Source organism: Psychrobacter sp. DD43 (assembly GCF_904846555.1).
GTDB lineage: Bacteria > Pseudomonadota > Gammaproteobacteria > Pseudomonadales > Moraxellaceae > Psychrobacter > Psychrobacter cryohalolentis.
In genome coordinates, this window is the sequence record NZ_CAJHBE010000020.1 from 24,099 (window position 1) to 47,112 (window position 23,014).

Annotated in this window: 20 protein-coding genes, 1 tRNA gene and 1 pseudogene; 10 read left to right on the forward strand and 12 right to left on the reverse strand. The window is 41.5% G+C overall.

The genetic code is table 11. From position 1 onward, the window contains the following. The first annotated feature begins 341 nt into the window (after positions 1-341). The gene (locus JMX89_RS10530; protein WP_011513090.1) at positions 342-728 is read left to right on the forward strand and encodes a hypothetical protein; all 387 of its coding nucleotides are present in this window, start codon (positions 342-344) and stop codon (positions 726-728) included. Between the two features lie 473 nt (positions 729-1,201). On the opposite strand, the gene JMX89_RS10535 is transcribed toward JMX89_RS10530, so the two are convergent. The 3 genes from JMX89_RS10535 to uvrB form a co-directional block, all read right to left on the reverse strand. Then, positions 1,202-1,564 (reverse strand): hypothetical protein, encoded by a 363-nt coding sequence (locus tag JMX89_RS10535; protein ID WP_201551514.1) that lies wholly within the window; start codon positions 1,562-1,564, stop codon positions 1,202-1,204. Positions 1,565-1,791: 227 nt separating this feature from the next. Then, complete coding sequence (locus tag JMX89_RS10540) at positions 1,792-2,844, reverse strand: pyridoxal phosphate-dependent aminotransferase (protein ID WP_201551516.1); 1,053 nt, start codon at positions 2,842-2,844, stop codon at positions 1,792-1,794. A 229-nt stretch (positions 2,845-3,073) separates the two neighbouring features. After that, positions 3,074-5,185, reverse strand: coding sequence for an excinuclease ABC subunit UvrB (uvrB, locus tag JMX89_RS10545; RefSeq protein WP_201532403.1), 2,112 nt, complete (start codon positions 5,183-5,185; stop codon positions 3,074-3,076). 184 nt (positions 5,186-5,369) lie between these two features. Between uvrB and JMX89_RS10550 the strand changes: the two genes are divergently transcribed. Both JMX89_RS10550 and dps read left to right on the forward strand, forming a co-directional pair. After that, complete coding sequence (locus tag JMX89_RS10550) at positions 5,370-5,789, forward strand: GFA family protein (RefSeq protein WP_201532402.1); 420 nt, start codon at positions 5,370-5,372, stop codon at positions 5,787-5,789. 328 nt (positions 5,790-6,117) lie between these two features. Then, on the forward strand, positions 6,118-6,615 hold the full coding sequence (gene dps, locus JMX89_RS10555; protein ID WP_133105181.1) for a DNA starvation/stationary phase protection protein Dps: 498 nt from the start codon (positions 6,118-6,120) through the stop codon (positions 6,613-6,615). 238 nt (positions 6,616-6,853) lie between these two features. Here the strand turns inward: dps and JMX89_RS10560 are convergent, their stop codons facing one another. The 8 genes from JMX89_RS10560 to JMX89_RS10595 all read right to left on the reverse strand — a co-directional run bounded on the left by JMX89_RS10560 (position 6,854) and on the right by JMX89_RS10595 (position 14,978). Beyond that, a complete protein-coding gene (locus JMX89_RS10560) occupies positions 6,854-7,555 on the reverse strand; it encodes a DUF2059 domain-containing protein (RefSeq protein WP_201532401.1) in 702 nt (233 codons plus the stop codon). A gap of 25 nt (positions 7,556-7,580) precedes the next feature. Next, on the reverse strand, positions 7,581-8,678 hold the full coding sequence (locus tag JMX89_RS10565; protein WP_201532400.1) for a cation diffusion facilitator family transporter: 1,098 nt from the start codon (positions 8,676-8,678) through the stop codon (positions 7,581-7,583). Positions 8,679-8,845: 167 nt separating this feature from the next. Next, complete coding sequence (locus JMX89_RS10570; protein WP_201532399.1) at positions 8,846-9,382, reverse strand: acyl-CoA thioesterase; 537 nt, start codon at positions 9,380-9,382, stop codon at positions 8,846-8,848. Positions 9,383-9,478: 96 nt separating this feature from the next. Continuing rightward, complete coding sequence (locus tag JMX89_RS10575) at positions 9,479-9,889, reverse strand: DUF2177 family protein (protein ID WP_201532398.1); 411 nt, start codon at positions 9,887-9,889, stop codon at positions 9,479-9,481. A 36-nt stretch (positions 9,890-9,925) separates the two neighbouring features. Beyond that, entirely contained in the window at positions 9,926-11,290 is a 1,365-nt protein-coding gene (locus JMX89_RS10580; protein WP_201551518.1) for an SAM-dependent methyltransferase, read from the reverse strand. Positions 11,291-11,398: 108 nt separating this feature from the next. Continuing rightward, positions 11,399-12,439 carry a DUF1365 domain-containing protein gene (locus tag JMX89_RS10585; protein WP_201551520.1) on the reverse strand — a complete coding sequence of 347 codons (1,041 nt, stop codon included), beginning with the start codon at positions 12,437-12,439 and terminating at the stop codon, positions 11,399-11,401. A gap of 37 nt (positions 12,440-12,476) precedes the next feature. Further along, complete coding sequence (locus tag JMX89_RS10590; RefSeq protein ID WP_201551522.1) at positions 12,477-14,189, reverse strand: NAD(P)/FAD-dependent oxidoreductase; 1,713 nt, start codon at positions 14,187-14,189, stop codon at positions 12,477-12,479. Positions 14,190-14,240: 51 nt separating this feature from the next. Beyond that, on the reverse strand, positions 14,241-14,978 hold the full coding sequence (locus JMX89_RS10595; RefSeq protein ID WP_201551524.1) for an SDR family NAD(P)-dependent oxidoreductase: 738 nt from the start codon (positions 14,976-14,978) through the stop codon (positions 14,241-14,243). Positions 14,979-15,374: 396 nt separating this feature from the next. On the opposite strand from JMX89_RS10595, the gene JMX89_RS10600 reads away from it, so the two are divergent. From JMX89_RS10600 to JMX89_RS10630, 7 genes and pseudogenes are all read left to right on the forward strand, one after another. Further along, positions 15,375-15,450: transfer RNA gene (locus JMX89_RS10600), tRNA-Asn, on the forward strand. Positions 15,451-15,725: 275 nt separating this feature from the next. Next, the gene (locus tag JMX89_RS10605; RefSeq protein ID WP_201551526.1) at positions 15,726-16,658 is read left to right on the forward strand and encodes an alpha/beta fold hydrolase; all 933 of its coding nucleotides are present in this window, start codon (positions 15,726-15,728) and stop codon (positions 16,656-16,658) included. 111 nt (positions 16,659-16,769) lie between these two features. Then, positions 16,770-17,591 carry a 2,3,4,5-tetrahydropyridine-2,6-dicarboxylate N-succinyltransferase gene (dapD, locus tag JMX89_RS10610; protein WP_201532392.1) on the forward strand — a complete coding sequence of 274 codons (822 nt, stop codon included), beginning with the start codon at positions 16,770-16,772 and terminating at the stop codon, positions 17,589-17,591. Between the two features lie 235 nt (positions 17,592-17,826). Further along, on the forward strand, positions 17,827-18,561 hold the full coding sequence (queE, locus tag JMX89_RS10615) for a 7-carboxy-7-deazaguanine synthase QueE (protein WP_201532391.1): 735 nt from the start codon (positions 17,827-17,829) through the stop codon (positions 18,559-18,561). 59 nt (positions 18,562-18,620) lie between these two features. Next, a pseudogene (locus tag JMX89_RS10620) lies at positions 18,621-19,724 on the forward strand (multidrug resistance efflux transporter family protein). A 15-nt stretch (positions 19,725-19,739) separates the two neighbouring features. Continuing rightward, entirely contained in the window at positions 19,740-20,375 is a 636-nt protein-coding gene (locus JMX89_RS10625) for a trimeric intracellular cation channel family protein (protein ID WP_201532389.1), read from the forward strand. A 74-nt stretch (positions 20,376-20,449) separates the two neighbouring features. After that, positions 20,450-21,112, forward strand: a complete 663-nt coding sequence (locus tag JMX89_RS10630) for a trimeric intracellular cation channel family protein (protein ID WP_011513071.1) — start codon at positions 20,450-20,452, stop codon at positions 21,110-21,112. Positions 21,113-21,173: 61 nt separating this feature from the next. Here JMX89_RS10630 and recJ read toward each other — a convergent pair whose 3' ends face one another. After that, entirely contained in the window at positions 21,174-23,000 is a 1,827-nt protein-coding gene (gene recJ, locus JMX89_RS10635) for a single-stranded-DNA-specific exonuclease RecJ (protein WP_201532388.1), read from the reverse strand. Positions 23,001-23,014: the final 14 nt, after the last annotated feature.

Sequence of the window (23,014 nt, forward strand, 5' to 3'; positions counted from 1 at the left end):
TTCATATTGTAAGTTATTTAAACAAACTTTAACCGCCTTGTAAACCTTTAAGTCCATAAAGATGAACTACTCCTATAATATTTATCATCATTTTTTGTACGACATAATTTGGTATAAAAAACAATTGTTAAGAGATATTCTGATAGCACGTTTATATTTCCTTTGTCATCAATATTGAGTTCTAGTAAGATGACTTTTTATTTGTGCTGATGTATATCATGCAAATATCACAAGGTATAGGCAGTAAAAAGCAGTTTATAGGTTTTGGTACATCTGCTCAGCACGATATAAAACTTTAAGAATATCCCCTCATAATACTGATCAACCTGAAAGGAAATTTGATGAAAAAATTATTCGCATCAACAGCATTACTAGCAACATTTGCACTAGCGGGCTGTGCCTCAACGGGCGGCAATACCAATGCAGGAACAGCAATGGGTACTGCAAACGAGATCGGTATGAGCGTTTTTAAAGCAGCTATCGACAATCAATGTCGCAGTCAGATCGAACAGCAAAACGCGTGGCGTATTGCCAGTGTCGCTATGACTGAAGCGCAAGAAGAAGCGGTAAAAGGTAGAGTTTGTGGTTGCGTTAGTGAGCAAGCACCGCAACAAGTCAGCATCGTTGAATTGGGTAATGCAGCCATAGACCCACAATATCGTGTGCAATTAGTGGCTAGAGTCGTTGCAAAATCATTGCAGAGCTGTTATTCCAGCATCGTTAAATAAATAGTTTATTAATAATATCAGTCATTATAAATGATTAGGCTGGGTTGGCGATTGCTTAACCCAGCCTATTCGTATAGATTATCAACAATAGATCGCGATCCATCATCAACCGCAGAACGCCCTTTTGATATCAATGAACAAGCTTTTCAGTGTGAATGGTATTTTACCAATACTTTAAAAATACGTGACGACAGTACTCGTTTTGCCAAAGGCTTGGTCACATAAACCAAGACCAATCATTTAGTTGAGGGCGCACAATCTATTCCTATTACTAAATCATCTGCGTTAGCTGCCAAAGATAAATCAGTTGGTATGAAAAACTAAGCATCAGTAATAACTGTTTCAAGCTGACACCAAAATACAAGGTAAGAAAAAGGGCGCGTCATTTAAATATAACGCACCCTTTTTCTTACCGATTACTTATATTTTTTCTAAACCTACAATAGTTCAAATCACCTTATAGCTTACTTGTTTTAATGTGACTGAGACATTAGAGACGCTGTAGGATGCAATGTCTTGTTCTGGCGAAAATATTTTGACCGACGCTCAAGTATCTTACTCACCTCTTTAGCCAAATCATGAATAATATCATCATAAACCCCATGATATAGCTCGGTCTCAAACGCAGTAAACGGATGCTTACGTGATGCGGAACTTACTTCTGTCACGCCGTCCTTGGTATAAAAAACATCCACTCGACCATCACTATTGAGTACACAATTTAATAATCCGCCTTCTAGCGCCATCTCTACACGCTCAGGCATAAAAATATAATCGTCTAAATTGATGAGTTTTTTTTCTACTTCTCGTTTAAAAAATGATTTGATATCAAACATGAATATATCTTTAACCTTATAATTATAATTATAATTGACGTTAGCACACTTAACTTTAGCTATCGCTCAGCGTTTATCCAGCGACTTAAATTTATCTAGCAACTTGAAAGCTAGCAATCTAAAAGAGTGTGCTTAACTGACCAATCTTATAAGATAAAGTGATGTTTTTTAAGGTGGGATATGTAAAACTGCGTTTGAGGTTGGTTAAGACATATGATTTATCTCACTCATACCCAGTCCTTTTCACGAAATAACTTTAATACTTTGATAAATGCTGCCATCTCATCGGGCGTACCAAGTGTCAAGCGGTTGAAGCCTATAACAGGTGGGAACTCGCGACCAACCTTGATGCCATGGTCTCGCATTCTGTCGATATATGTTTTTAAATCACCTTTTATTTCATGAAAAATAAAGTTGGTCTGTGAAGGTAAATAACGCAGTCCCAGATCGTCTAAGACTGTTTCAATCATCTGACGCGACTGATTGGTATTGCGCAAACTTAGCGCTAAAAACTCTGCATCATTTAACGTCGCAATAGCAGCAACCGCACCTGACAAGTTGGTGTTATCCATAGACATAAACGCCTCGACAGTCTCAATAGCTTGCGGGTTAGAAATCGCGTAGCCCACTCGCATACCGGCTAAAGCACATAACTTTGAGAAAGTATGAATGACAATAAGCTTGTCTGATAACCCTTGTTTTACCCATTCAATTCCACTCTCAAAACTTGGGTCTGACACGTACTCCAAGTAAGCTTGATCTAATAAAAAGTAATGGTTGTCTGGCGCCTTACTTATCCAAGCTTTAAGTTTTTCCGTTGAGGTAATGATGCCAGTTGGGTTGTTTGGATTGCAAATGTAAAGTAGGCTGATGCCATCAAAATCGTCAGCTGCTTTTTGTAGTTCGTCAAAATTATAATCATAGTTTTCAGCGGTTAACGGTATCTTGACGACGGGCACGCCAATGGCATTTGCATACATCTCTGCACAATCAAAAGTGGGAACAGGGATCACCATTTGAAACTGCCTGCCCTCTTTTAGAGCTTTATATTGCAGCATTTGTAAGGTAGCTCGAATATTTTCAGTCGAGCCATTGCCTAATGAGATTTGGTTTTCTGCCACGCCATGGATGGTGGCAATTTTGCTAATGAGTGCCGCACGTGGATTATCTGGATAACGGAAGCCTGCACCTAAAGAGTCTGTAATGGCTTGTTTGGCAGAAGCTGACATGCCTAGTGAGTTTTCATTCGCATTTAATTCTAAGCATTTATTATTTTGCATGATGGATTATGTGCCTCAACGTCCGTTGTTATAAGTTCATATTGCTCATTGATATCATATTAATTGGCATTTGGTATAAACACAAGTTTTGTCATTACCAATTATTGGTTATTAATAACCTCGGGCAAAAGCGAGGTTATTTTAGTTATAAGAAGACCATAAAAAAGGTGAGCTGCACTGTTGGCAACTCACCTTTTTATTACTATTTTAAACTTAGTAGCGTTACTCTTTACAATAAATGCGCTTTTAGCTCTAGCACTTTGTCACGCGTTTTCGCGGCATCCTCAAACTTTAAGTCACGCGACATCTGCTTCATGAGCTTCTCAAGACGATTGATTTCTTTAGCCAATAAATCAGGACTACGTAAGATACTGATATCGACATCAGGCAGATTGCTCTTAATTGGAATCATCTGATTATCGTTGGCATCATGGTCATCACCTGTATCGATTTTATCCGTGATACTACGGCGCGCACCTGTTGGTGTGATGTTATGCTCAAGGTTAAAGGCGACTTGTTTTTCGCGGCGACGATCGGTCTCATCAATCGCTTTTTGCATACTGTTGGTAATACGATCAGCATAAAGGATAGCCTTACCATTGATATGACGCGCAGCTCGTCCAATGGTCTGAATCAAAGCACGCTCAGAACGCAAGAAGCCCTCTTTGTCCGCATCAAATATCGCAACCAATGACACCTCAGGCATATCAAGCCCTTCACGTAGCAAGTTAATACCGACCAGCACATCATGCACGCCCGTACGCAGCTCATGGATAATCTGCATACGCTCAAGGGTATCGATATCCGAGTGTAGGTAAGCAACTTTGACATCGTATTCTTTGAGATAGCTGGTCAAATCCTCTGACATACGCTTGGTCAAGGTAGTGATTAACACGCGTTCGTCTTTTTCTCTGCGTTTAGTAATCTCTGATAACACGTCATCGACCTGCGTTAATACAGGACGAATCTCAATCTCAGGGTCAATCAAACCAGTCGGACGTACGACTTGCTCGACCACTTGCTCACTATGTTCCAGTTCATACAATGCAGGCGTGGCGCTCACATAAATAGTCTTAGGCTTGATACGCTCCCACTCTTCAAACTTCATGGGACGGTTATTCATCGCGCTTGGTAGTCGAAAGCCATAATTAACGAGATTCTCTTTACGTGATCTATCACCTTTATACATTGCACCAATCTGCGACACAGTCACGTGCGACTCATCAAGAAATAATAACGCATCTTCTGGAATATAATCAAACAAAGTCGGTGGTGCTTCCCCTGATGGACGACCAGAGAGATGCTGTGAATAGTTTTCGATACCGTTGCAGTAGCCGAGCTGTTGAATCATCTCAAGGTCATACTGAGTACGCTCTTTGAGACGTTGCGCTTCTATCAGCTTGTTATTTTCACGGAAATACTCTAGCCGTGGCTCAAGCTCAGCGCGGATGGTATGACTAGCAGCCTCCAATTTATTGCGCGGCGTCACGTAATGTGATTTTGGATAAATAGTAATACGCGGCACTGTACGCACCGTCTTCCCTGTTAAAGGATCAAACCACGTGATTTTTTCCACTTCATTATCAAACAAGTGCACACGCACCGCTAGCTGCTCAGACTCAGCAGGATAAATATCTAACAGCTCACCGCGAAGACGATAAGTACCACGCCCAAAGTCCAGCTCGTTACGCATATATTGCATTTCAACAAGACGTTTAATGGTAGCAGTGCGATCAATTTTGTCCCCAACGACGACGTGCAGCAGCATTTTTAAATAACTTTCTGGATCACCCAAACCATAGATACAGGATACCGAGGCGACAATAATCGCGTCACGGCGCTCTAAGAGTGCTCGCGTCGCTGACAGACGCATCTGGTCAATATGATCATTAATGGCGCTGTCTTTTTCGATAAAGGTATCGCTCGCTGCGACATAGGCTTCTGGCTGATAATAGTCATAATAACTAACAAAGTATTCAACCGCGTTATTGGGGAAAAACGACTTAAACTCACCATATAATTGGGCAGCAAGCGTTTTATTATGTGCCATGATAATAGTTGGACGTTGCGTCTCAGAGATGACCTTTGCCATGGTATAGGTCTTACCAGAACCCGTCACACCCAGTAATAGCTGCTCATCCATGCCAGCATTAATACCATTAACCAGTTTCTTTATCGCTTGCGGCTGATCGCCTGCTGGCTCAAACTCGGTGACCATCTCAAAAGCACGACTTGATATTTGTGTCCCAGACGCGTTGACACCACTAATTTCAGCTTCGCCTTGCAGCTGAGTGGCCAATTGATTTAACTGACGCGACGAGCGCGGTTCAGGCATTCGCATAATGGTTGTCTTCCTGATATTTATAAAAAATTATAAGAGGTTAGGTTTATAACAATATGGGGTTAAACCTTTATTTTTAAAGGTCATGTATTGCGCAAAACGCCCACAAATGGATGCACAAACACTCAATAAAAAGCATAGAAACTCAGGTATAGTTCAATGACCATTAATCAAGGAACGAGTTATGAAAGGTCACTGTCTGTGCGGTAACGTCATCATCGAATTAGAAGATATTAATACCTTTGAGGCGTGCCATTGTACGATGTGTCGTCGTTGGGGCAGCGGACCATTAATGGCGATACATAGCCACTCAAAACCTGATATTAAAGGTGAGGAGTCAATGACTATTTACCCCTCTTCAGCATGGGCGGAGCGTGCGTTTTGCCATAAATGCGGCACCAATCTCTATTATCATCAGCTTAGCTCTGAGACTTATGTCCTGTCACTAGGACTGTTTCAAGAGAATCCAAACCTTACTTTTGAGAGCCAGATTTTCATTGATAGAAAACCCGATTATTATGAATTTGCCAATGACACAGTCAACTTAACTCAGCAACAGCTGTTTGATAAATTCGCAGAGAAAGGCATTAGACCAAAGGACTAAATATTTATAAGGCTTAAAATGCGTATGACTATTCTTAACTTAACGTCAATTAAATCAAATTTTAATACGATTGAATATGCTGGCGTGTGCACGGATTGTTATCAAAGCGTCTATTTTAGCGGTTAAATTTACAAAGGTTTTCATGATTAACAAACTCATTACACGACCCTTGTATAAAGCCTAAATGTTGGGGTTCCATCTGTTATTTAAGCTGTTATTATCGATAATGAATTTATAAGCAGTCAGCAACACCTTAATAAATAAAAATTTAAAGAGCTGTTGATAATTAGAAACTTAGATTTATTAAAATAGAATAATGGAGCAGAATATGAGAGAACGTTACGCAAGTGGAATAGATGACGCAACTGCAAAAAAAATGATCGATTTGTTGAATGCTAACCTAGCAAATCTCATTGATTTGAGTATGGATAGCAAGCAATGTCATTGGAATCTTCAAGGTACTGGTTTCATTGGTGTACATCAGTTATTGGATGACACTTATGGACGCTTAACAGAAGCTTATGATACAGTCGCTGAGCGCATTGTTATCCTTGGCGGCAAAGCCAATGGTATCTCTAAACGTGTCGTTGAGGACTCTATCTTAGAGACTTACCCGACTGATATCACTGACGTTGACCAGCATGTTCGTGAGCTGACCAATCGCTATAAGACCATTGCTGCGTCTTTGCGTGAAGGGATTGATGCCGCTGGCGATGCTGGTGATGAAGATACCGCTGACTTATTGACTGAAGTGAGTCGTACTGTTGATAAAGATGCTTGGTTTATCGGTGCAAATGCCCCGAAAAAAGACACGTCTAAAAAATAAGCACGTTTCAACATAAGATTAACTTATTTGCTAAATAGAAAAAGGTCACCTCTATGGTGACCTTTTTTATGTTTGACGATTTTGACTAGAATCATTAAACATCAATACCGATGAATCGTATATTACTGGTATTAATTTTTCTTGCTTGCTGTGGCTACGCAGACAGAGGCTGCAAAACATTTATACCAGCACTAGCATAGATCTTTTAGGAACTTTAACTATATTTCTAACACACACTTTAAAAAATACCTTTCACAATTTGCTTCATCTGCGGTAACAGCTCACTTAATTGGTTTTCAGTCTCTGAGGTATCTTGCGGTAAAGATTGCTTTAAAAAAGCGGCAGTAATTTGTGGCTGTTTTGCTAAGATATTTTGACCGACAGCAGTGTCGTAAAATTTGATTTGGGCATCCACTTCCGCTTGCGTATAGTAAGTTTTTGCTGCACTGATATAAGCTTGCGTTAAGGTTTGAATATCTGCCGTATTACCTATCCCATTGGTCATAATTTTAGCATATTGCCCTAACACACTTTGGATCTGATTTTGTAGCTCACGTTGACGTTTATTCAACGGTTTATCAGTCGCCTGTTGATTCTGAGTTTGCGTATTGATTGCATTGATAGCCGCTTGCTTGCCATCGACGATAGATTGTATTTGCTCATCAATGTGCATCACCTGCATGAGCTTAATGATAGAGACATCAGTCGGTAACGGGCTGTTGACTCTTTCTAATTCATTAATCTTACTAACAGTATAGGGTATTGCTATAACCGTTTCTGAGTGTTGAATTCGATTGGCATCACCGTGTACGATTAATTCTGCATTGGCTTGTACAGCAGTAGCTGACATTAAAGTCACTACTACTAATGCCAGCAACGGTGATACTATCTGTGTATGGCGATTAGGATGTTTTGTTAACGGTTTTAAAGGACTTTTCATATTATGTTCTCATTCTTATTATAGATTATGAATGTTCATTATCAGGTAAGCGTAAGATTTCAGCGTTAGGGACAGATAAAGTTAAGATAGCTTCTTGAAACAATGACTGACTGCGAAACTGATTTTCTATACTTTCAAATTTGTGCGCAATCTCATGTTCATGTTGATTTCCAGCAATATCGACCGCCGCGACCATAAATATTTTTTTGGGACCTACCCACTCCAAATGCAAGTAAGAAACACTATCAATATCTGGATGCTTGATAAGCTCTGATAAAATATAATCGTGCATTTTTTCTGAGACTCTATAGCCAACCAAAAAATCACGATTACGACTGATTAAAAAGACTGCCACTACGGCCAGCAATATACCGACAATGATGGACCCAAGCGCATCCCAAAATGGTTCGCCTGTATAGGCGTGCATTGCCATAGCAGCTGCGGCCACAACCAACCCAATGACTGCCGCCAAATCTTCAAAGAAAACACCGCGCAAGGTGGGGTTAGAGGTGTCCATCACATAGCCGATGGCACTGACATTAATCGCTTCGCCATGTTTTTTACTTTGCAAATACGCTTGTGTTAAAGAAAATCCTTCAAGCACAAAGGCGACTGCCAAGATAATAAAACCGATGGTATAGTTGGTTTCAGTTTCAGCTGCATTCCACTCGGTAATGCCAGTATAAATAGACACTACTGAACCTGCCATAAAGACGCCAAACGCGGCAATCATCGACCATACATACGACTCTTTACCGTAGCCGAGTGGATGGCTTTTGTCAGCAGGTTTGACCGACTTTTTCTCTGCAACGATTAACAGTGTACCATTGCCCGCGTCTGCCCAAGAATGCGCTGATTCCGCTATCATGGAAGCGGAACCCGTCATAAACGCCGCTACTGTTTTAGCAATCGCAATAATAAGATTGGCACCAACTGCAATCAAAACCGTTATTAATGAGCTCGATTTTTTGTCATCATGGCTTGGCGTAGATTTAGAGGGGTCAGAATTGGTATTATCTGAAGCATTAAAAGGGTTTTGAGCGCGTGAGCGACCAATGCCGTGCGTATCAGCGCGCGGCGTTGGCTCATCTTTTGGATTGGATTCTGGCGGTTTTAAACTCATCTAGGTCTCAATAAATGGATGGTTTAAGGTATAAAACCAGACTAGTTATATATAAACACTAGCTGATCTATTAGTTACTTTAGATTCCATTTACTGTAGTCAAAAAACCTGTTCTTATCAGTAATGTTTTGGTGAGAGTATGTTTATTGTCTGCATTAATAAGCAGATTATGCGCTTGATACTTTATTAGTCAATTTACTGATGTCACAGCTGATACGTTGCGAGCCTTCCATACGCAGCTTTCTGCGCTCTAAGCCTGCGTCAAATCGGCATTGTTGCAAGGCATCTTTAATCTCAAGCTCAGGGATTAGCGTGGGTTTACGATTTTCATCAATCGCCACCATGGTAAAGTAGCAGCTGTTGGTATGGCGAACGGTACGTGCACGTACATCTTCTGCCTCTACTCGAATACCGACTTCCATTGAAGTCTTACCAACGTAATTGACACTAGCTGCAAACGTTACCAACTCTCCAACATGAATAGGCTCACGGAACATTACTTGATCAACTGACAGTGTCACCACATAACTACCGCTATAGCGACTGGCACAGGCATAAGCGACTTGGTCCAGCATCTTGAGCAAATCCCCACCATGGACGTTACCAATAAAATTGGCCATATCTGGCGTCATAAGCACTGACATATACAGCTCATGGTTTAATGGGACTGTTTTGGCGGTAGAGCTGGTGTTATATTGCGTCATAATGTTCCTTAACGGGGGTAGAATCTATTTAAAGTGCTATTTATACATTAGCAATTTCGATAGCGCAAATATAGTCGATTTAACTTAACTACTAGATTAGCTTAACCAATGAAAATGATAAGCAAGCCAAGCCACGATAGCACTCACTGAACCTGTTAAAATACCACCCCAAGCAAAATCAACCAAAGCGGTGTCCAGAGTAAAACCTTTATATAACGCTAAGCTAGTAAAATCATAAGTACCGTAAGCCATTAGCCCTATTAGAGCGCCCAATAAGAAGATATGGTGAATCGGCGCATTTGATCTGATTTGTGGGTATAAAATAATAATACACAGCGCCAATAGGTAAAACAGATAAAACACCCCAGCAGCAGTCATATTTGGCTGTTCGGCAAGTAAGTGTCCGATACGCTTTTCATAAAACAGGCCGGTCATGGTCTTCAGCCAAACAGCATCAATGCCCAAAAATATGACAAGAGAAGCAAGATAGATATAAATATAACCCATAGTAAGATCCTTTTATAATAGGGACTAAAATGTAGCCTATGAATGCCATGCATCAATGTTGTTTGGCTTGACGGCAGTGACTTGCACGACTCCAATCGTACGTTCCAAAAACCCCCCTTCGCAGTAGCAGAAATAAAACTCCCATAAGCGAATAAACGCTTCATCATAACCGAGTGCTTTTATCTCCTCACGTTGTGCCATAAACGCAGTACGCCAATCCCGCAGCGTAAAAGCGTAGTCAAAACCATAATCATGCAATTGTTTGATGACCATATCGGTCTGCTCAGTAAACTGCGTAGTCAATTCTTGATTGGACAATAAACAACCACCAGGGAAAATATGCGTCTGAATAAAATCGACCGACTTTATATAGTCTTGATAATTTTGATCATTAAAGGTAATCGCTTGTAGCACCATCAAACCCGTTGGCTTCAGCAGGCTATTACATTTAGCAAAAAACGTCGGCAAATATTCGTGTCCAACTGCTTCAATCATCTCAATACTGACTAATTTATCGTATTGTCCTGCCAGCTCGCGATAGTCTTGCTTCAGTAAAGTAATTTTATCCGACATTCCAGCCGCTTCTACACGGCGCTGCGCCTCTTCATATTGCGCATCCGAGATAGTGGTCGTCGTTATATGACAACCATAATGCGTTGCTGCATAAATAGCAAACCCGCCCCAACCAGTCCCAATTTCTATGACAGTATCTTCGGGTTTCAGTTGTAAACGCTCACAAATCAAAGCGAGTTTATGCTGCTGCGCCTCAGCCAATGTCGTATCTACTTTTTTATAGACTGCTGATGAGTACATCATCGTATCGTCTAAAAAACGCTGGTACATGTCATTACCTAAGTCGTAATGTGCCAAAATATTAGACTTTGAACCCAATTTATCATTACTGCGTAACTTATGATTGGCTCGCTCAAAGGTTTTACTAATAACCGCAAAACGATTTTCTAACTGATTAAGTACCGCCAAATTACGCGCTGCTAGTCGAATCAAACCCGTTAAATCATCTGTATCCCATTCGCCATTGATATAGCTGTCCGCTAGCGCAATAGAGCCGCCAAATAATAACTGACGATAGACGCTGCTATCATGAATGGTCAGCGTCACATCCAATGTATGACGACCGATAGCTGAGCTACTTATATTGCTAGAAGCAGCTGTGCCAAAACAATGCGGCTTAGCATCCTGCCCAACAAACTCCTCAATGATAGTAATACCACCAAATTGAATGTGCTTCAAAGCTCGGAATATGGCTTTTCGCGCCAGATAATTCACGCTATTACTAACTGGCTGCAAAATAGCACTATCGTTAACCGTTTGATTGATGTGAGCAGTGATTTTTCCTAATGTTGATACGGGTGCCTTGCTTGCTAGTCTTGCTGACATCATTTATCCATCCTTGTATAATTATTCGATAGCAAAAGCTCTGCGTTAAATTCTTGAGTCTTTGAACCTTTAAAGTTTTGAAGTTTTGAAGTTTTGGCATAATAGTTACTGTCACTGCTCATGCTTATTATTGCCATTCTGCTGCTTGCTATCGGCTAATGTTTCATCGTAATTAATATAGGGTACTTTTTTGATAGCATAGAGTTTAAAAGCCTGCCCATAAATACGCATTAAAGACGTTATATTCATCAGTGGATTTTTGCGCAAACTTTCAGAAATCGTCGACGCTGTCATTGGTACGCCAGACATTTTAATACCTGTTTTTAATACTTCACCGCGCTTATCGCTGATATTTATAGCGATACGAACGTCCAAGCATTGATTAGACAGCTTTTTTTTCTCACTTTTTACTTTACTAATGACAGTATTTTTTATTGCCCTTTTAATCGTTACTTGCCACTGATACTGCTGGTCAATAGGATTAAAAGGTGAGACATGGAAATCTTTATCGTGACAAAACTCAGAGTTTGCGCCATCTAATAAAAACCCATAGTAATGGTGTTTATCCCATGGCGTATTAGATACTTCTGCCAATAGATGGCTGGGTTTTTGCTCTGTATCAAAACCCAAATAGAAATTTACTGGGCTAAAATATATCCCTGCATTACGGCAAACGACCATTCCAATCATATCGCCTGTTGGTGCACTACCCGTCCGTTCTATAAATGCTTGAATTAAACGTTGTTCTAGTGATTGAACATCTGATAAATACCCTCCTTTATCGTCAGCATCTTTGCTTTTACCTGGGCTATTTTTATCTTGTGTGCTCAATCCTTGTAAGTAATTCTCAGGATTAAACTGTTGTAAGGCTTTTTTTGTTCCAGAGAATAATAATTGTTTATTCCATAGCAGTTTTTTTAGGATTTTATTGCCGCTAAATGAACTGATATCCACTTCTGGCAATGTTTTCCCTGCTGCTAATGCAGTAATGTTGACACCCCAATAACGATAAGGATAGGCAAATTTATGCACACTCGGTAGCAACCGGCTGTGCCAAGTTATTCCGTGAAATATTTGGTGTGGCAAGCGCTTAGTATCATCTGCCAAGGTAGGCTCTACGCTTATACTGTTAGGCTGTTCTGCTTCTACCATACTTAATAACCTTAATTGGTAATGCTGTATTTAACTGCTACGAGTGCTTATCTTTACGAGCAGCAAAAAATCCCAGTTTTTTCTTTTTAAACGCTTTAGCCGCGGGCGCTAACATTGCAATGTATTGCACCAACTCTTGATTGGTCGTGGCAGAGACTAGCTGACGTTTCTTAAGTTTGCGTAATTGTTTGTCTGCTTTTACTGGTAAATCTTTATAGCGGAACGGCGTATGTGCGCTTTCAGTATCAGGTAAATGGCTTGGGTCAACGCTATCCTTAATATCGATGTTGCATCCCAATGCCTGACAGACACGTAGCGCGCTTCTTACGCCATCCTCATGGAAGCCGTTGAACCAATAAGCACCGCAAAAATGGGTGTGTGAATCGCTACTACCAGAGATATTTGACCACTGTGCTTGCGCGGCAATCATTTCATTATTAAATACTGGATGGCTATAGTCGATACGCTTGATGACTTGGCTCTCATCCACCTCATGATTGAGGGTGACTAAGTAATTATGCTGTTTGGTCAAGCGCTGCAAAATATTCATATGATAGGTCAATACGGGCTTTGTGGCAGTTTGCAGCGATTCTTTATCTTGTTTAATAGCATTTTTATCATCGATTAAATAATTCCAGCTTGCCCACGCCAGCGGTTTTTTGGGTAAGACTGAGGTATCGGTATGTAGAATGGCTGTGTTATCGGTAAAGGTAAAATGATTCAGTACTTCTTGCTCGGTAGGATTGGCATCTTGTAATATTTTGAGCGCTGTATCTGCATGACAGGCAAAGATGACTTCATCAAACACAAGTCCTTGCGTCTTATTATCTGTTGTATCTGTAACGCTCAATATCACCTTATTATCTTTGCGAGTAACTGATTGAACAGGACTGTTCACGCGAACGCTGCCACCTGCCTTCACAAAACGTCTGATCAGTTTATTTACATACTGCTTAGAACCGCCTTTTATCGTAAACCACTGCGGACGATTGACCACATCAAGTAAACCATGATTATCAAAAAATTGAGCGAAAAACACCAAGGGGAAATCTTGTACGTCGCGCAGACTGGTCGACCAAATCGCAGATACCATGGGCAATAGATAATTATCGGTGAATAAATCACCATACTTTTTAGTATCTAGATACTCGCCTAGCGTTTGCTTGGTAAAAACAGCAATATCCTGCCCCTGCTCACGCGCCTTATCATAATCTTGGCGCAGCTGACGCACCTGTTTATTAAACTGCAAAATATCATTAATAAATCCCCAAAACTTCGGATTCAGAAGATTCTTGCGCTGTGATAACAAGGTATTGAGCGTATGACCGTTATATTCGAAGTTGCGTGCAGTATTTTTGACTGAGAAACTCATATCTGTTGCTTGAAATGGTACTTGCAGCTCATGAAGTAAGCGAAAGAAGTTAGGATAAGTACGCTCATTAAAGACAATAAAGCCGGTATCTATGGCACTTTTTTCAACCTTATTAGGCTTGGACTTTTTACCATCTTGTAACGTCACATCAATGGTATTTACGTGTCCACCGATATAATCACTGGCTTCAAATACGGTGACGTCAAATTGCGTTGCCAAGTAATGAGCACAAGTTAAACCTGATACCCCTGAGCCAATAATAGCGATATTTTTTCTGACTTGTGCATCCTTCTTATCCTCTGAATGACGGCTTGTAGCCTTAAAAACGGCTTCTACTTGATTAGATAGCTGCTTAGATTTACGGCGCAAAAACGGCATAAAATATTCCTAGTTATTTTCTTTATAGGTGCTCAAAAATAGTAAAACTGGCTATTTTTTATTGATTTTTGTACTGACCTGTTGCCAAACCATATCAGGTAATGTTCCTAATACTTTTAATGGCAACGTCAGTTTTTTGGGAAATTCAATAACGTCATTGCCACTTTTTATACCATCACGAATCGCTTGACTTGCCTGCTGTGTAGTCTGTAAAAACGGCATCGGAAAATCGTTTTGTTTGGTCATTGGCGTCTCTACAAAGCCGGGAACTACTAAGCTCACTGACACGCCTTGCGGTGCAAGGGTAATCTGTAAAGTTTTCATTAAATAGTGAATAGCTGCTTTTGAGCTGCCATAAGCCTCTGCACGAGCAAAAGGCACGTAAGCCGACGCCGAGCCAATACCAACTAAGCGTCCTTTTGAAGCAATCAGCTTTGGCAGTACTCCTTCAATGGCATGCGATAACGTACCCATATTCACCGACAGCACTTTCATAAACGCCGCACTATCAAAGTTTGGCATATCTAAATACTCACACATGCCAGCGCCGCAAATCGCCAAATTAATTTCAGTAATTTTATCAAAAGCAGCAATCACCTTATCTCGATCCATTAGATCTAAATCGATAGTTTCTGCTCCTAATGATTTTAGTTCAGATAAGGCTTCCTCATCGCGACCGACGGCATAGACATGGTGTCCTTCTCGCAGATAGTCTTTTACCAGCTGATAACCAATCCCAGAGGTCGCACCTGTAATCACAATATGTTGTTTCTTAGCAGTGTCTGTCATCGCAAATATCCTTTTCGTCGTTTACTATCTTATTCTTGGTTTGGCTTTGATAAATCTTTATCTGATAAGCCTTTAGCAGCTTTATAGCTATTAACAATGTAATTTCATTAGCATTATTTTATTAACCAATGCAGTCTTTTATTTATCAAATCTAAATAATTATAGTATAAGCAAGTTGCTTTATTTGTTGTTACTTCGCAAACAGAGTGATATCGAAGATATGACGCAAATTGGCTCGACAACAACCTTTGCGCTAGCGTTAATATCTTTAATGTATAAAAACATGCAAAAAAAGCTTGACGTATTTTTTATCTTTGCTAGAATACGCCCCACTTAGCAAGAACTCGTTAGAGACTTTCTAAGCTCGCAGTAAGTCATTAAACACTTACCGCTTATTCTCCAATAGCTCAGTTGGTAGAGCAACGGACTGTTAATCCGTGTGTCCCTGGTTCGAGCCCAGGTTGGAGAGCCATATTTTAGTAGTAAATTTTTTGAATCATATTTGATTCGATTATGGCATTTGCCAAGACCCTCATCACTTTGATGGGGGTTTTTTTATGGTCGATATTTTTGTAGCTGTCGTTTAAATGAATAGACCATAACGCTGACTAAAAACCAAATAACATACTAATGTTGCCAAATTTCGCAATTAGATTGGTTGTAGCAATAACTTATCCCTATAATAAAGCCCTAAAAAATATATAATCTATCTCATCATACCCTTAACCATTCAAGGACTGGATTTTTATGAGTAATAATGAACAAATAACTTCCTCTGACAATACCCATTATCTGCATCATACTTTTTTTGAGCCGAGCCATAGTGATACTGTCATTAGTGCAACCTTGCTGATTGTACACGGCATGGCAGAGCACAGCGGGCGTTATGCAGACGTGGCGCAATTTTTAGCCGATCACGGTATTGCGGTCGCCACTTATGACCAGCTTGGTCATGGAAAAACTGTTAAATCAGCCAAAGACTTAGGTTTTTTTGGTGAAGAGCATCCTGTGCAGTCATTATTAAAAGATGTCATCGTCATGGCGGACAGCTTAAAAGCGTGTCATCCGAATGTACCACATTTCGTCATGGGTCACTCTATGGGCTCATTTATCGTCCGTAACGTCCTTAAACACCATGCGCGCAACTTTACCGGTGCTATTTTAATGGGCACAGCGGATGCCAATCCATTGATCAAAGTATTATTGCCGGTCAATAAATTACTGACAAAAGCGGCGCCTAAAAAGCCAAATGCCCTATTTGCTAACGTGATGAATAAAGTACTCAATAGCAAGCTTAATAATCGTATTTCTTCATCAAAGTTTGCGTGGTTAAGCGAAAATCCTGCCGCTGTTGAAGCTTATGAAGCCGATCCATTGACGGGTTTTGATTTTACCAATAACGGCTTTATGACCCTCTTTACACTGATGAATGCAGGCTTGCATAAAAACTGGGCAATGACGATTGCCAAAGATTTTCCAATGTTATTAATCAGCGGAGAAAATGACCCAATCGGTGATATGGGTCGCGGTATTCGTAATATTGCCAATCGCCTAGACAGACAACATTTTGATCATGTCTCTGTGCAGCTCTACCCTCATATGCGCCATGAGCCGCTCCATGAACAGAATAAAGAGCAGGTTTACCAAGATATCTTAGGCTGGATAAATAGCAATACCTAAGCCCATAAAATCCCGAAATTATAGTATCGTCTATCACGTTTGCTAAAAGTCGCCAAATTAGCGACAATACGGCAAGTTTTTTATTTACCTTCATCAATTCTAGGAATGTTTATGTCATTACAACAAACCATCGAACAAGCTTTTGAAAACCGCAACGAATATAGCCCAGCAACCATGCCGCAAAATGTCCGTGATGCCATCAATCAAGTGCTTGAGCAGCTAGATAACGGCACTTTGCGCGTTGCAGAAAAAAAGGATGGCGAATGGGTCGTCAATCAGTGGGCAAAAAAAGCTGTCTTGCTATCGTTCCGCTTAAATGACAACTACGTTCAAGCAGCGGGCGAGCATGTCCAGTTTTATGACAAGGTACCAACGAAATTTGCGGATTGGACAGAAGCGCAGTTTAAAGAAGCTGGCGTGCGTGTTGTACCACCAGCCGTTGCGCGTAAAGGCTCTTATATCGCGCCAGGCGCCGTATTAATGCCATCGTATGTCAATATCGGTGCTTATGTCGATCAAGGCGCTATGGTAGATACCTGGGCGACCGTTGGTTCATGTGCTCAAATCGGTAAAAACGTCCATCTATCAGGCGGCGTCGGTATCGGTGGTGTTCTAGAGCCATTACAAGCCAATCCGACTATCATTGAAGATAACTGCTTTATCGGTGCGCGCTCTGAAATCGTTGAAGGCGTTATCGTAGAAGAAGGCGCAGTTATCTCTATGGGCGTCTATATTGGTCAATCTACTCGTATTTATGATCGCGAAACTGGCGAGATTCATCGTGGTCGCGTACCAGCAGGCTCAGTTGTTGTGCCAGGTAGCTTGCCTTCTGAAGATGGTACGCATAGCTTGTATGCAGCTATCATCGTGAAAAAAGTCGATGCGCAAACCCGTGCTAAAACATCCGTAAATGAGTTATTACGTTTAGCTTAAATTTGTATTACTACTCATATAATTATTGATTAAAAAGTCTGAATAAAAAAAGATGCTGAAGCTTTGTGCTCCAGCATCTTTTTTGTTGTTAGGTAGCAGCTTAATAGAGGACTTTACGTTATAATCTTTGTCTTGTCTGGGCGCTGAACTTCCGAGCGTTAGACAGATTATTAAACCTTTTTTATTTGATATGTGCTCGATGACATGATCAATCTTCAACTGTATTTGAAATATTATGAGTGAGTTATCTTTACGCACGGCTGCCATCCCTGTCACTGACCCTGAAGCGGGTCTGCGTTTGACGGAGATTTTCTACTCCTTACAAGGTGAAGCCATTACCTCAGGGCTGCCGACGATATTTGTGCGCTTGACCGGCTGCCCGCTTCGCTGCGTTTACTGCGATACCGAATATGCCTTTAGTGGCGGCGAACGTCAATCGCTTGAGACCATCATGGCAACCATTGCCAGCTTCCCTTGCAAGCGTATTTGCTTGACCGGCGGTGAGCCTTTAGCACAGCCTAATGCCATTGAATTGATGAAGCGTTTATTGAATAGTGGCTATGAGATTTCTCTTGAAACCGCAGGTGCACTGACGGTCGAAAATGTCCCGCCAGCGGTCAGCAAAGTGATGGATTTAAAAACCCCAAGCTCAGGTGAAGTCGATAAAAACTTATGGTCAAACCTCGATTACCTCACTCAACATGACCAAATAAAATTTGTCATCATGAATCGCACCGATTATGACTGGGCAAAAGAAAAATTGTTTGAGCATAAGCTAGACAAATTAGTCGGTACCGTGTGGTTTTCACCGATGTTTAATGTGGCACATGAAGATACGGCAAACGATAATAGTCCAGAAGTGCCAGTACTCGCACGTGAGCTTGCCGAATGGATGTTAACCGACGCCCTACCCGTACGTTTTCAATTGCAACTACATAAGATTATTTGGGCGGATGCCAAGGGCAAATAGTCTCTAAAATCTGAATGGATTCTCAAATAAATAGCAAGCCAAGGAAGAAAGGGACAGCTATGATCAAACTCATTTTATTGGGCTTATTAGCGGGCGCGTTTTTTAGCTCCACTTTTATTTTAAATGAGATGATGAGTAGTGCTGGTGGGCACTGGTTTTGGTCAGCAAGTCTGCGCTATTTATTTATGTAGCTCATCATTACTGTCCTGATTGCGATGCAGCATGGTTTTGGACGTATTAGAGAATTGAGCGCTATTTTCTTTCAGCATTGGCGATTTTGGTGTATTACCGGCAGTATCGGCTTTGGTGTGTTCTATACTGGCATTTGTTATGCTGGCGACCACGTTGCAGGCTGGGTGGTTGCAGCAACCTTTATGTTTACGGTGGTGACAAGTTTATTGGTGTTGGTGGCATTTGGGCAAAGATTTGATAAGAAATTTATCATTTATGCTCTATTGGTCTTTATCGGCGTAGTGATGGTCAATGTCAGTGAAGGCTTACATGCATCCACTCTCGCTGATACCGTACCTATGGCTGATATGCTGCTATATGGCGCGCTGCCTGCACTGATTGCAGCATTCAGTTATCCGATTGGCAATCAGCTGGTTTGGCAAGTGTCTCATAATTCGCGCAAACACAGTGCTGAGCAGCAACAGGCTCGTGATAATCTTCAGCCAAATGACACTGATGATAACATTGACACTCATACCCAACGCATCATTACCGAAGCCCCTATCCTACCTATCGATAGAGAAGCTGCGTCACGCTTACAAAATCTCATCGCGCGCATTCCTGCGATTGAAACAACCTTATTACAAAATGCCTTTAATAAAGTCTGGTTAATGACCCTAGGTAGTTTACCCTTTTGGTTACTATTGGGCTTAATCATACGTCCTGAGCAACCGGCGACCACACAGGTTTTTAATACGTTACTGGTAGCAGTACTCGCAGGTGTGGCGGCGACGAGTATATTTTTATATGCCCGTGAGCGAGCATTGACATCGAGCGAGGTGGCAGGCGTAGATTCTACTCAAGCCAGTGAAGTAATATTTGCTTTAATTGGCGGCATGTTATTACTGAATAATGCCCTTCCTTCTACACTGGGCTTGGTGGGTATTGCGCTTATCATTCTGGGACTGATATTATTTGCAAAAGATGGCTAAGGCTCAAATATAGCGATGATAAATAACTTTATTTTCCCCGATATCCTGCTGTATGTGTTGGATATGGTTGGGATCATCGCCTGTGCTATCGCTGGCACATTGCTCGCGCAGCACAAAGGTTTTGATATTGCAGGCTGCATATTAGTTGCACTGGTCAATGCTATCGGCGGTGGTACACTACGGGATATGGCACTTGATCGCCACCCCTTATTTTGGATGACAGATCTCAATTACGTCATTGTGATTACTGCCACCTCTCTTATCTTGCAAATGTTTTTTCATCTGTATCATAAAATTGATAACGCGCTTAAGTTCTTTGATGCTATTGGTCTAGCAGCCTTCAGTGTGATTGGCTTTAAAGTGGGATTGACGCAAGATATAGCGCCAATGATTGCTATTATGATGGGGGTTTGGACAGCCATTATTGGTGGTTTATTGCGTGATATCATTTGTAATGAGATTCCGCTCGTATTACAGCGTGAGATTTATATCACTGCCAGTATTGCAGGCTCATTGGCGTATGTGGTGCTCGACTACTGGGGGCTAGACGCGACAATAAACGAATTTATAATGCTATTTATCATCTTTGCCATACGTATGCTGGCATTGAAATTCGATTGGCACTTGCCTTCCATTCGTTTGATCGATTAACGGATTAGCCAGTTTTTACGATGAGCGAAGAAACTAGCAGCACTGTAATCTCAGTGCTTTAATGAGAATAACTCATGCCCATTATTGCCTTAGATTCGGATTTGATTACTACTTTTAACCCGCGCTCACTGATTTATTTGTTCGATATGATTGGTATTGTCGCTTGTAGTATTTCAGGGACGATATTAGCTAAGCATAAAAATTTCGACGTGTTCGGCTGCTTGCTGGTATCGATTGTGACGGCTATCGGCGGGGGTACGGTGCGCGATGTTATTTTGGATCGTCACCCACTGTTTTGGATGGTAGATATGAGCTATTTGACAGTTATTACCATCTCTTCACTGGTGATGCAGATATTCTTTCACCCCAATTCTAGACGCGTTGATACATTTCTTAAACTCTCTGACACTATTGGTCTGTCAGCCTTCACCTTAATCGGTATCAAGGTGGCTGATAGTATGGGCGCAAATATGCCGGTGGCATTATTACTCGGGGTTATTACGATTATTGTCGGCGGTATCATCCGCGATATGATTTGCAATGAAATTCCGCTGGTGCTACAGCAAGAGATCTATATCACCGCCGCTTTAACAGGTGGTATCCTTTACTTTGCGCTACACCATATTGGCGTGACCGCTTGGATTGCTGATATCTCAGCAATGGCGACGATTTTTACCTTACGTATGCTTGCTATTCGCTATGACTGGCAGTTTCCGACCATTGAATGGAAATATTAAAGCATAGAAATATTGACGCTTAGTGACTATTAGCGCAGTTACTATCTGTACCGTTAAGTCTCTAGTTTGCTTCGACCGTCTCTTTTACCAGCGCCAAATCTTTTATCATTAACTGCAAGCTTTGTTTGCCATTCCATTCATTGATGTCCAGCTCAAACAATATATGTACTTTTTCGGCACGGTAATCCCAAGCACTGCTATCAAAATTAAATTGAATCGCCTCAATCGGATACTGTACATCAGGATAACGTAGCGACAGTTTAAGGTGTTTATCCTTTAACACTTTAAAGTTCAACACTTCAAACACCCCATCAAATATCGGTGGCGCAAACCCATGTCCCCAAATACTAGACTCTGCAAGATGCTCAGCAAACCATAAGCTAAAATCACTTGCTTGCAAAGCACCATCGGTGAATTTTTTCTCAGCGAATACCTCATCCCCCATCTGTGCCAGCACCGCGTTAAATGCTGTCACAAAGGCATCAAAGTTACTTCGTTTCAACGTCAGTCCTGCTGCCATGGCATGACCGCCAAAATGACTGATTAAATCAGGATGGCTCTCGGCAACTTGTTCAATGGCATCACGAATATGCACGCCAGCAATAGAACGTGCTGAGCCTTTGATGGCATCTTCAGCACCTGTACGTTCAGTATTCGCTGGCGCAAAGACAATGCTTGGCAGATAATGGCTTTCTTTCAAACGTCCTGCGACGATACCGATAACACCTTGATGCCAGTCATCTTGATATAACACAATACTGCGGGTATTAGTGATCTTCTTCTCAAGCCTATTCTGAACGATAATATCATCGCTTTCTTCAACATCAGCTTCAATACCTGTATCAGCAGCAGCTAATGCTTGGACGATATTATCCGCTTGCGTACGCATCTCACCTTCTACTTGGCGACGCGTACGATTCAGCTGCTCAAGCTCTTGTGCCAATCGCTGCGCTGTTGCCCAATCATCTGCTAGCAAGCACTCAATACCGATGCGCATATTATCCATACGCCCAGCCGCATTAATACGTGGACCCAAGACAAAACCAAAATCTTGCGCCTGTAGTTTTTTGGGATCTCGACCCGCTTGCTCGAGTAACGCTAGTATGCCAAGAGAGCCACGTCCTTGACGAATAGCCGCTAAGCCATGATGGACCAAAATACGATTGTTTTTATCAAGTACGCCCACATCAGCAATCGTACCAAGCGCCACTAAATCCAAATATTGACTGACTTGTACGGTAGATTTGCCAGCATCGCGGCGCAGCTTTGCCAGTCGTCCGAGTACGTAAAAAGCTACCCCAACACCTACCAAAGCTTTACTAGCAAAAGTGCAATCAAGTTGATTGGGATTGACTACCGCTTCAGCAGGCGGTGTCTCTTTGGTGGTGAGATGATGGTCTGTAATAATGACAGTAATGCCATCAGCCTGCGCGCGCGCCACGCCTTCATGGCTTGAGATACCATTATCTACCGTGACGATCATTTGCGGTTGATAAGTTTTAATACCCAATTCGACAATCTCTGGCGTCAACCCATAACCGTATTTAAAACGGTCAGGCACTAGAAAATCAACCTTGGCACCCATGGCAGTCAGGGCGCGCATCATTAACGCCGTACTGGTTGCGCCATCACAGTCAAAGTCACCAACGATCAGAATACGCTGACTGTCATCAATAGCGATATCTAATAGATCTACCGCTTCAATGATACCTTTTAGCTTCTCAGCAGGCAGCAAACCAGCCAGCTGTGTCTCAAGCTCATCTGGCTGCATAATACCGCGAGCAGCATATAGGCGAGCAAGCGTCAATGATTGGGCGGCAAGTGGTTGCAACGCGGCGGGCAACTCGTCAATGCGAGTGCTGGTATAACGGGGAGTTAAATTTAGCATGAAGCTATTCTACT

What these genes read in the sequence shown, in the direction of transcription:
- JMX89_RS10605 (WP_201551526.1), top strand. Translation starts at nt 15,726, where the DNA reads ATGAGTAATAATGAACAAATAACTTCCTCTGACAATACCCATTATCTG.
- dps (WP_133105181.1), top strand. Translation starts at nt 6,118, where the DNA reads ATGAGAGAACGTTACGCAAGTGGAATAGATGACGCAACTGCAAAAAAA.
- JMX89_RS10625 (WP_201532389.1), top strand. Translation starts at nt 19,740, where the DNA reads ATGATAAATAACTTTATTTTCCCCGATATCCTGCTGTATGTGTTGGAT.
- JMX89_RS10580 (WP_201551518.1), bottom strand. Translation starts at nt 11,290, where the DNA reads ATGATGTCAGCAAGACTAGCAAGCAAGGCACCCGTATCAACATTAGGA.
- JMX89_RS10595 (WP_201551524.1), bottom strand. Translation starts at nt 14,978, where the DNA reads ATGACAGACACTGCTAAGAAACAACATATTGTGATTACAGGTGCGACC.
- uvrB (WP_201532403.1), bottom strand. Translation starts at nt 5,185, where the DNA reads ATGCGAATGCCTGAACCGCGCTCGTCGCGTCAGTTAAATCAATTGGCC.
- recJ (WP_201532388.1), bottom strand. Translation starts at nt 23,000, where the DNA reads ATGCTAAATTTAACTCCCCGTTATACCAGCACTCGCATTGACGAGTTG.
- JMX89_RS10550 (WP_201532402.1), top strand. Translation starts at nt 5,370, where the DNA reads ATGAAAGGTCACTGTCTGTGCGGTAACGTCATCATCGAATTAGAAGAT.
- JMX89_RS10585 (WP_201551520.1), bottom strand. Translation starts at nt 12,439, where the DNA reads ATGGTAGAAGCAGAACAGCCTAACAGTATAAGCGTAGAGCCTACCTTG.
- JMX89_RS10530 (WP_011513090.1), top strand. Translation starts at nt 342, where the DNA reads ATGAAAAAATTATTCGCATCAACAGCATTACTAGCAACATTTGCACTA.
- JMX89_RS10590 (WP_201551522.1), bottom strand. Translation starts at nt 14,189, where the DNA reads ATGCCGTTTTTGCGCCGTAAATCTAAGCAGCTATCTAATCAAGTAGAA.
- JMX89_RS10630 (WP_011513071.1), top strand. Translation starts at nt 20,450, where the DNA reads ATGCCCATTATTGCCTTAGATTCGGATTTGATTACTACTTTTAACCCG.
- JMX89_RS10565 (WP_201532400.1), bottom strand. Translation starts at nt 8,678, where the DNA reads ATGAGTTTAAAACCGCCAGAATCCAATCCAAAAGATGAGCCAACGCCG.
- JMX89_RS10540 (WP_201551516.1), bottom strand. Translation starts at nt 2,844, where the DNA reads ATGCAAAATAATAAATGCTTAGAATTAAATGCGAATGAAAACTCACTA.
- JMX89_RS10570 (WP_201532399.1), bottom strand. Translation starts at nt 9,382, where the DNA reads ATGACGCAATATAACACCAGCTCTACCGCCAAAACAGTCCCATTAAAC.
- JMX89_RS10560 (WP_201532401.1), bottom strand. Translation starts at nt 7,555, where the DNA reads ATGAAAAGTCCTTTAAAACCGTTAACAAAACATCCTAATCGCCATACA.
- JMX89_RS10575 (WP_201532398.1), bottom strand. Translation starts at nt 9,889, where the DNA reads ATGGGTTATATTTATATCTATCTTGCTTCTCTTGTCATATTTTTGGGC.
- JMX89_RS10535 (WP_201551514.1), bottom strand. Translation starts at nt 1,564, where the DNA reads ATGTTTGATATCAAATCATTTTTTAAACGAGAAGTAGAAAAAAAACTC.
- queE (WP_201532391.1), top strand. Translation starts at nt 17,827, where the DNA reads ATGAGTGAGTTATCTTTACGCACGGCTGCCATCCCTGTCACTGACCCT.
- dapD (WP_201532392.1), top strand. Translation starts at nt 16,770, where the DNA reads ATGTCATTACAACAAACCATCGAACAAGCTTTTGAAAACCGCAACGAA.